Below are 7,149 nucleotides of genomic sequence, written 5' to 3'. Positions count from 1 at the left end.
CTGGTCAGCAACGCCTTGTCCGGCGTGATGGCCAGCGTGGCCTCGGCCGTGCCCTCACCCGTGAGGGCGGCGCGCACCGAGCATGCGCGCGTACCGGCCGTCCGCACCGAACGCCGCCCCGCCGGCCAGAACCGGGGTACCCGTCGCCTGGCAGGCGGTGATCGCGGTGTGGGCGGCGGGCAGCCGGGTGGCCAGGGAGGCGGAGAGGGCCACGGCGGTGGCACCGGTCCGGTGCAGATGGGCGATCAGGTGCGCGGTGGGGACCTGGGCTCCCAGGTAGTCGACCCGTCTGCCGCGCAGGGTCAGTACCTCGGCGAGGATGCGGGCCGGCAGGGCGTGCCACTCGCCGTCGACGCAGGCGACGGTGACCCGGCCGGACGCGGCGGGCGCGGCAGCCACGGCGGCCGTACGGGCGGCGTGTGCCTCGCCGCTCCGGGAGACGGCGCCGACGACCCGGTCGTTGATCGCGGTGGCCGCGTGCTCCTGGGCGACGGTGATGCGGTTGGCGGCCCACTCCACGCCGATCCGGCCCTGGACGGGCACGACGACGTCCAGCAGCACGCTCTCGGCGTCCACGCCGTCGTGGAGGGCGTCCAGCACGAGGCCGGTGGCGGTGTGTTCGTCGCCCTCCATGACGGCTTCCCACAGTCCGTCCCGGAGTCGTGTCAGCGGGTGGTCCGGTGCCTGGCGGATGTGCGTACTCATGCGGTGAACCTGCCCCGGGTGTGACCGTCCACCGCGCTGAGGTGGTGGGTGCGGGGGGCGGCGATGACCACGACGGCCATGTCGTCGTGGCGTCCGGCGCCGACCCACTGCGAGGCGAGCATCTGGACGTGCTCGACGATGGCCTCGGCGGGCATCCCTCCGCACCGGGACAGCGCGTCCCTCAGCCGGTCCTCGCCGAAGAGGGTGTCCCCCAGAGGCCCGCCCCTGGCCTCGGTGATCCCGTCGGTGAACAGCACGCAGCTCTCCCCCGGCGCGAGAACGGCCTCCACCGTCTCGGCCCTGGCCTCCGGGAGCGCGCCGACCAGGGTGCCCCGGGTGGCGGCTTCCTCCACCTCTCCGTCCGCGCGGACGATCAGCGGGGCGGCGTGCCCGGCGCTGGTCAGCCGCAGCCGTACGCAGGAGGAGTCCCGCACCGCGGAGGCGAGCACGAGAGTGGCGAACCGGGCGTGGTGGGAGTTGAGGAGCGCGCCGTTGAGGAGGTCGATCATCCGCTGGTGGTCGTCGGCCATCGGCAGCAGCGCGTGCAGGGTGTTACGGATCTTCCCGGTCAGCACGGCAGCGTTCAGGCCCTTGCCGCACACGTCCCCGAGCACGGCGAGGGAGGGTTCGCCCTCGACCGCCGCCGGGTGCACGTCGTAGAAGTCGCCGCCCACCCGCTCGGTGTCGCGCGAGGCCCGGTAGCCGCCGGCGAACTCCACCCCGGAGACCTGGTGGAGGACCGGGGGCAGGAGTTCTCGCATCAGGGTCTCGGTGATCGATGCCTGTTCGGCGTACATGCGCGCGGCGGACATCGCCGCGCCCGCCCGGGCCGCGAACAGCCGGGCGAAGGTCTCCTCGTTCCGGCTGAACGCGTGGTGCTCGCCCCGGCGGAGCAGGATGAGCGCCCCGGCCGGGACACCGTGGCCGGGCAGCGGGGTGACCACGATGGAGCCCACTTCGCCCATGTCCTGCGGCACCACCCAGGACGGCGCGAGAGCCGGGTCCATCCACCGCGACGGCACGGGCGGGAACCCCTGGAGCGCCTCGGCGAGGCCGGGCACCGCGTCCGGGTCGACCCGTTCCCGGGTGAGCGTCGGGGCACCGTCCCCGGCGCACCGGGCGATCAGCGTGCCGCCGACGGACGGGGCGACCACCAGAGCGGCGTCCGCGAGGTGCGCGGCGGCCAACTGGGCGGTCACTTCGGCACATTTGTCCAGATTGAGCGAGGACAGCAGCCGGTTGGACGCCTCGGTCAGGAAGGCGGTGCGCTCGCGTTCCCCGCGCAGCGCCTCGGTGGCGCGCAGCCGGTCGGTGTCGTCCACCAGCCACCACACCACCGCGCCGTCGTCCTGACCGGCCGGGTGCGCCTCGAAGCTCCGGTCACCGACGGGTCCGGTGGCCGTGGCCGGGTCCTCCCCGGCCCGCCGGACGAGATGCGCGTCCGCCAGCCAGGACGGAACGGCGTCCGTCAGGGGTGTCCCCGGGCGGGCCTCGGGGAACAGGACGGCCGCGGCGTCATTGGCCCGCTCGACGGCTCCTCTCGGTCCCACCACCAGGGCGGGACAGGGAGCGTTGTTCCAGACCGGTTCGGCCGGAACGCTCGCACGGGCGGCAGGCGCCCGGTGTGCGGAAGTCACCAAACGAAGAAGGCCCGCTGCGCGAACCCCTCACCTCATCAACTCGACGACAGAATCATTGCCCCCCGGCAACACTCCTCCACCCGGGGGCCTCCTGGCAACCCGTCATGGCCTGCGGCGCCCCGCAGGGGCGAGGAGCCGGGCCTCTTCCTCGCGCGCGCGGTTCTCCCTGTGTGAGTTTCGGCACGCGGGGAAAGCGGTCGATGTGACCCGCGCGAATCGGCGGGCGGACGGAAAGGCGACAACGTGAGAGATGTCTGGAGCGGCCCCGTGGCCCTGGAAGTGCTGGCCGAGGCGGACCCGACCGAGTTCTCGGTGGAGGCTTCCGACGACACCCTCGGAACGGTGGACCGCCGTTCCCTCGTGCCGGAATTCGACCATCTCGTCGTCGACACCGGTCATTGGAAATTCGGTCGCAGTGCCGCCATTCCCATGGGTATGGTCGCGGGGGTGGATTCCGAACGCCGGGTCATCACCCTGCTCTGCACGAAGGAGCAGGTGAAGGATGCTCCGCGGTTCGCCCGCGACCAGGACACCAACGATCCGGCATATCTGACGCTCCTCGGCGCCTATTACGCCGGAATCCTGACTCCGTGAGACGGAGCGCACATGTCCGGTCCCGGGTGCGGACGGCCACCCGGGACCGGACACGGCATTCCGCTTCCGTCCATTCGTACGTCCCCGGGGTGAAGCACCATCAGTGAAATGACCGGACACAAGAGACCTGCCAGGGGTACGGCGTTCCTGGTCCGGGCTGAAGGTTTTTCCCTTGTCCGGGTACAGGGCGAAGCCGACGAGAATTCCGGAGCGCCCGAGTTGGCCGAAGCTCTCGGCACGGCGTTGCGCGAGGGGAAAGAACGTACTGTGGTGGACCTGTCGGAGACGGAATTCGCGGACTCCGCGGTGCTGCACACCCTGCTCGACGCGCGCGCACGCCATGAGCGCGCCGGCGTGAGACTGGTGCTCGCGGGCCCTTTCCGCATCGCCGTACGCCGCTTGTTCGAGGTCACCGGCACAGCGGACGCCTTCGCCATGGCGATGAGCGTGGAAGAGGCGGCCACATGCTGAAGCCGGCACGACACGCACGGCCCGTCGCCCCGACGGTGCCGTGTCACAGGGGGCGGAGGAGTACGTGAGCAGGGAACATCCGGTGGGCCGCGAGGAGAGCGGACCCGTCGGCACGGAACTGTCCCTGCCCGGCGACGCCGCCGCCGCGCGCGCCCTCGTGCGCGAGTTGCTGAACGAGCAGTTCTGCACGCTGGGGGGCATGGACCCGGACGACGTGGTCATCTCGGACGCGATGCTGGTGACCTCGGAGCTCGTCACGAACGCCATCCGTCACGGGGGCGGACTCACCGGGTTCAGTGCCCGGCTCAGCGGTGAGGGGCTGCTGCTGGACGTCGCGGACGCCAGTCCCCTGGAGCCGCGGACCGTGGCGACGATCCCCGACACCGTACGGGTCGGAGGCTACGGATGGCCGCTGGTACGGCGGCTCTCGAAGCGGGTCACGATCACCCGGCAGGCGCACGGCAAGAAGATCAGCGTGCTCATCACTCTGTTCTGAGCCGCTGCGCGCGCGGGGGCCGCGGCGCGTTCCTGGACCACCGTCCGCACAAAGGACGCCGTCCGCGCAAAGGACACTGTCCACGCCGAGGCCGCCGGGCGTGCCGGGCGTCTCCGGCGGATCAGCAGCGGTGCGTGACCCGGGCCACCAGGTCCTTCCAGCCGTCCTCGACGCGCTCGGCGGAGAAACATCGGCCGTTGCGGTGGTGGTTGAGGAACGAGGGGTCCAGATAGGCGAGCAGTACCTGGGTCAGCAGCTCCACGTCGCCCGTCGCGCCGGCCCGCCGGAGCAGATCGGTGACGTGGGTGGCCCGTACCGTCCGGGCGGGTGCGCTGTAGCGGCGGGTCGGGCAGTTGTCCGCCTCCACGTACAGATCGACGTACTTCATCATGTGGCGGATCGTGTGGACGCCGAACGCCTCCAGCCGCTCCAGCGCGGGCGCGCCGGGGCCCAGCGGGGGCGGGCCGCAGATGACCGCGTTCTGGAATTCCTTCTCGGCGTGGTCGATGAGCGCGTTCATCAGGCCGACCCGGTCGCCGAAGCGGCGGAAGACGGTTCCCTTGCCCACCTGCGCCGCGGTGGCGACGGCCTCCATGGTGACGTGATCGGCACCCACCTCGCGGACCAGCCGGGACGCGGCTTCCAGCAGGCGGATTCGGTTGCGGGCGGCGTCGGCGCGCTCCTGGGGCTCATGACCGGCCAGGGGCAGCAGCATGACAGGGCGGGCGGAGGGTGCCTCTTCGGATCCGGTCTGCGCGGTCATCGCACCAGCCTAACTCCATCCGGGCGAAGTGGACCGCGGTCCGCTTCGCGTGCTATACCCATTACCGGACCACGGTCCGGTTTTATCTTTCCGCCACCGTCCCCGGCACTTTTCACAGGAGACCCCCATGTCCACTCGCATCGTCGCACTCGTCGGCAGCCTCCGTTCCGGTTCGCACAACCGTCAGCTGGCCGAGGCCGCCGTGAAGCTGGCCCCCGAGGGCGTGGAGGTCGTGATCCAGGACGAGATCGCCGACCTGCCCTTCTACAACGAGGACATCGACGTCGAGGGCAAGCTTCCGGCCGTCGCCGCGAAGCTGCGTGAGGCCGCCGCCGGCGCCGACGCCTTCCTCCTCTTCTCCCCCGAGTACAACGGCACCATCCCGGCCGTCCTGAAGAACGCGATCGACTGGTACTCCCGTCCCTTCGGCGGCGGCGCGTTCACCGGCAAGCCGGTCGCCGTGGTCGGCACCGCCTACGGCCAGTTCGGTGGCGTGTGGGCCCAGGACGACGCCCGCAAGGCCGTCGGCATCGCCGGTGGTTCCGTACTGGAAGAGGTCAAGCTCTCCGTGCCCGGCTCCGTCGTCCGCTTCGCCGAGACGCACCCGGCCGACGACGAAGAGGTCGCGCAGCAGCTGACCGCCGTTCTCGCCGAGCTGGCGAAGGCCGCCACCGCCGAGCCGCAGACCGTCTGAGCACACTGATACGGCCCTGAGGCGCCGTCCCGCTCCGGCGGGGCGGCGCCTCACGTCGTGTCCCGGACTTTCCGGGACGAACGGGTGCCCGCCTCACTCTCCCCCGAGCGCCTCACCGAACGCGCCGTCCTCCTGCTCGACGCCGCTGCAGGAGTCGTCGGCCACCGTCGTGTCCGCTCCGGCACACGCCCGGTCACGGAAAGTGGCCCACAGCGAGAGCGCTCCCACTCCCCGCTTCCCGGCGAAGGTCCGCAGGGCGGACGCGTCGGCCAGGGTGAAGGTCTCCCCCGCCACGTCGTTGACGCCGGCCATCACGGTGAGGTGCAGGGCTTTCCACGCCTCGGCGGAGTCGAGGTCCAGCGCTTTCGCCAGCTGGGCGTGCGCGGCGCGGGCCGCCCGCTGTGCGTACTGCCCCATGTCCCCGGTGTGGGACTCGCTGTAGTTCATCGCCATGACGTTGACCGCCGAGAGACCGACGCCCTCGGTGACGGCGTCGTCCAGCAGCGCCAGAGCGCTGGCTTCCAGGCCGTCCGGCATCACCGGCAGGGTGTAGGTGACGTCCAGGTCCCGGGACTTCTGGAGCAGCCGGATCGCCCGGTCGCGGCGCACCACGGACGCCTTGTCGGTGAGGGTGCTCCCCTCGATGTCGAAGTCCGCCTTGTCCGCGCCGACCGCGTCCAGCACCTCGGCGTACGCGTCCGCGAGCTCCTGGGCGCTGCCGCAGGCGCGGGCCAGTTCGGTACCGGCGGCACCGCCGAAGGAGACCCGCACGTCCGCCCCGGACGTGGTGAGCGCGGCGACCCGTGCGAGCACCGCCGCGTCGTCGGCCGCCGCGCTGCCGCCCCAGCTCGGAGTGCAGCCGCCGTCGTCGGCGACGACGAAGGCGAGGTTGTACGTGTCGGGGGAACCCGCCCCGTCGGTGTCCGAGGCGGTGGTGGCACTGACGTAGGGGGCGTAGGCGGGCCCGTCGGCGGCTTCCGTCGAACCACTCGGCGGTGCGGGCGCGTTGGCGCTCTGGTCGGCGACCGTGCCGGTGGCGCATCCGGCACAGGCCAGCACGAGGGCGGCCAGACCGGCGAGCGACGCCGTGACACGCTTCGACGTGCCGCACACGGATGGTGTTCCACGCATGACGGGCACCTGCTCTCTTGAACCGGATACGGCCCTGGGTGCCCCGGGCCGGGTGACGAAAGGGGCGGCATTCCTCGCAAACCTCTCACGGTCCGGCCCCCGCCAGAACCGGCGCATCTCACATCCGGCGGTCGAGTGCGGTCACCGCGCGCGCCGATCGCCGTACGGACAAAGGGAGTCGAGCGTCCGCGGGGCGTCGGTGGCAGGGCCGGACTCTCAGCGACCCGACAGCTTGCGGGCCGTCGCACAGGACGCGCCCAGGGTTCTGCCACGGAGCGCACATCGGCGCCCGCCACCATGCGCTCATGCATGCCGACACCGCTTCCCAGAAAACCCCGACGCCGCACGGCCGCCGCCGCAGGCACGCGGGTCCCGCACGGCACAAGCCGGTCGAGGGGCCCGTGTTCGTCGACGCCTCGGGGCGCCGGGCCCGGCTGCTGCGCCGGGCCGGAGCCGTGCTCGGTCTCGCCGTCGTCTCCTACGCGGCCGTGCTCGGACTCGCCTTCATGGGCGGCCTCTCCCTGTCGCCCTCGCAGCTGCTGCCCTTCGACGCCGGGGAGCCCGCGACAGCCGCCCCGGGCGGCCACGCGCCCCCTGACGCGTCCCCGCGGCCCACCGGAGCCGCGACCCGGCCCGCCGACGGGGCGGCTTCGCC

8 protein-coding genes and 1 pseudogene are annotated in these 7,149 nt (G+C 72.1%); 5 read left to right on the top strand and 4 right to left on the bottom strand.

The genetic code is table 11. The features are described from left to right. Positions 1-72: 72 nt before the first annotated feature. A pseudogene (locus tag ACWD3D_RS31135) lies at positions 73-705 on the bottom strand (cobalamin B12-binding domain-containing protein); the annotation flags it as partial. Beyond that, positions 702-2,342, bottom strand: a complete 1,641-nt coding sequence (locus tag ACWD3D_RS31130; RefSeq protein WP_451464095.1) for a PP2C family protein-serine/threonine phosphatase — start codon at positions 2,340-2,342, stop codon at positions 702-704. The gene ACWD3D_RS31130 and the pseudogene ACWD3D_RS31135, both read right to left, overlap by 4 nt. A gap of 246 nt (positions 2,343-2,588) precedes the next feature. Between ACWD3D_RS31130 and ACWD3D_RS31125 the strand changes: the two genes are divergently transcribed. The 3 genes from ACWD3D_RS31125 (at position 2,589) to ACWD3D_RS31115 (ending at position 3,906) form a co-directional block, all read left to right on the top strand. Next, positions 2,589-2,939: a hypothetical protein gene (locus tag ACWD3D_RS31125; RefSeq protein ID WP_451464094.1), complete on the top strand. Its 351-nt coding sequence runs from the start codon at positions 2,589-2,591 to the stop codon at positions 2,937-2,939. Between the two features lie 108 nt (positions 2,940-3,047). Beyond that, complete coding sequence (locus ACWD3D_RS31120; protein WP_451464093.1) at positions 3,048-3,410, top strand: STAS domain-containing protein; 363 nt, start codon at positions 3,048-3,050, stop codon at positions 3,408-3,410. Between the two features lie 64 nt (positions 3,411-3,474). Then, positions 3,475-3,906, top strand: coding sequence for an ATP-binding protein (locus ACWD3D_RS31115; protein ID WP_451464092.1), 432 nt, complete (start codon positions 3,475-3,477; stop codon positions 3,904-3,906). A gap of 121 nt (positions 3,907-4,027) precedes the next feature. Here ACWD3D_RS31115 and ACWD3D_RS31110 read toward each other — a convergent pair whose 3' ends face one another. Then, entirely contained in the window at positions 4,028-4,669 is a 642-nt protein-coding gene (locus ACWD3D_RS31110) for a TetR/AcrR family transcriptional regulator (RefSeq protein ID WP_451464091.1), read from the bottom strand. 127 nt (positions 4,670-4,796) lie between these two features. Between ACWD3D_RS31110 and ACWD3D_RS31105 the strand changes: the two genes are divergently transcribed. Next, the gene (locus ACWD3D_RS31105) at positions 4,797-5,363 is read left to right on the top strand and encodes an NADPH-dependent FMN reductase (RefSeq protein ID WP_451464090.1); all 567 of its coding nucleotides are present in this window, start codon (positions 4,797-4,799) and stop codon (positions 5,361-5,363) included. Between the two features lie 93 nt (positions 5,364-5,456). Here ACWD3D_RS31105 and ACWD3D_RS31100 read toward each other — a convergent pair whose 3' ends face one another. Further along, positions 5,457-6,494, bottom strand: coding sequence for a hydrolase (locus ACWD3D_RS31100; protein WP_451464089.1), 1,038 nt, complete (start codon positions 6,492-6,494; stop codon positions 5,457-5,459). Between the two features lie 305 nt (positions 6,495-6,799). Between ACWD3D_RS31100 and ACWD3D_RS31095 the strand changes: the two genes are divergently transcribed. Next, a partial coding sequence (locus ACWD3D_RS31095; RefSeq protein ID WP_451464088.1) for a hypothetical protein occupies positions 6,800-7,149 on the top strand: 350 nt, incomplete at its 3' end.

It is taken from the genome of Streptomyces sp. NPDC002690 (assembly GCF_053592415.1).
The sequence above is the reverse complement of the archived record's forward strand: the minus strand, read 5'-3'. Positions and strand labels throughout refer to the sequence as shown.

What these genes read in the sequence shown, in the direction of transcription:
- ACWD3D_RS31120 (WP_451464093.1), top strand. Translation starts at nt 3,048, where the DNA reads ATGACCGGACACAAGAGACCTGCCAGGGGTACGGCGTTCCTGGTCCGG.
- ACWD3D_RS31105 (WP_451464090.1), top strand. Translation starts at nt 4,797, where the DNA reads ATGTCCACTCGCATCGTCGCACTCGTCGGCAGCCTCCGTTCCGGTTCG.
- ACWD3D_RS31100 (WP_451464089.1), bottom strand. Translation starts at nt 6,494, where the DNA reads ATGCGTGGAACACCATCCGTGTGCGGCACGTCGAAGCGTGTCACGGCG.
- ACWD3D_RS31110 (WP_451464091.1), bottom strand. Translation starts at nt 4,669, where the DNA reads ATGACCGCGCAGACCGGATCCGAAGAGGCACCCTCCGCCCGCCCTGTC.